This is a genomic window from Oleiphilus sp. HI0128, assembly GCF_001635365.1.
This window is the reverse complement of the sequence record NZ_LWGG01000896.1, coordinates 1-908: the sequence shown is the minus strand read 5'-3', so window position 1 is coordinate 908 and position 908 is coordinate 1. Positions and strand designations below refer to the sequence as shown.

At 44.5% G+C, this 908-nt stretch carries 1 protein-coding gene; it reads left to right on the top strand.

Going from position 1 to position 908, the window contains the following annotated elements; all coding sequences use genetic code 11:
• Nucleotides 1-60: 60 nt before the first annotated feature.
• A partial coding sequence (locus A3763_RS14370) for a Clp protease N-terminal domain-containing protein (protein ID WP_156495102.1) occupies nucleotides 61-908 on the top strand: 848 nt, incomplete at its 3' end.

The window sequence follows — 908 nt, the reverse complement described above, 5'->3', positions numbered from 1 at the left end:
CTATGTCATAACGAAGTTTACTGAACTTAGATACTATTGATTCCTTCGGGGGGATAACTTATGAGAATTGATCGTTTGACGAGCCGTTTGCAGGTTGCGATATCAGATGCGCAATCTATAGCCTTGGGAAAGGATCATCAGTTTATAGAGCCGGTGCATTTGATCCAGGTTCTAATTGACCAAAATGGCAGCGTATCCGCCTTATTGAGACAGCTTTCTGTAGATGTAAAACAATTTAGAACTGAGCTTGGTCGTCTGGTTGATGAATTACCGACCGTCGAAGGTGCAGACGGTGATGTGCATATGTCCAACGACCTGGGGCGAATGCTGAACATTGCTGATAAGTTAGCGCAGAAAAAAGGCGATCAGTTTATTTCAAGTGAGATGGTCTTACTTGCTGCGACTGGTGATAAAGGTGCTTTAGGCGCTTTGATGAAATCTTATAAGGTAGAAAAAGCTGCTTTAGAAGAAGCGATTGACCAGGTGAGAGGAGGTGATGGCGTGAATGATCAAGGGGCTGAGGAAAATAGAGAGGCATTAGATAAATTTACGGTTGATTTGACGGCTAGAGCCGTAGAAGGAAAACTGGACCCGGTTATTGGTCGTGATGATGAGATTCGTCGCACGGTGCAGGTTCTTCAACGTCGACGTAAGAATAACCCCGTTTTGATAGGTGAGCCGGGTGTCGGTAAAACAGCTATTGTCGAAGGTTTAGCTCAACGAATTGTAAACGGTGAAGTACCTGACGGCTTAAAAGATAAGAGAGTCTTGTCCTTGGATATGGGGGCATTGATTGCCGGGGCTAAGTTTCGAGGTGAATTTGAGGAGCGCTTGAAAGGTGTGCTTAATGAGCTGAGTAAGCAAGAAGGGCAGATAATCCTCTTTATCGATGAAATTCATACCATGGT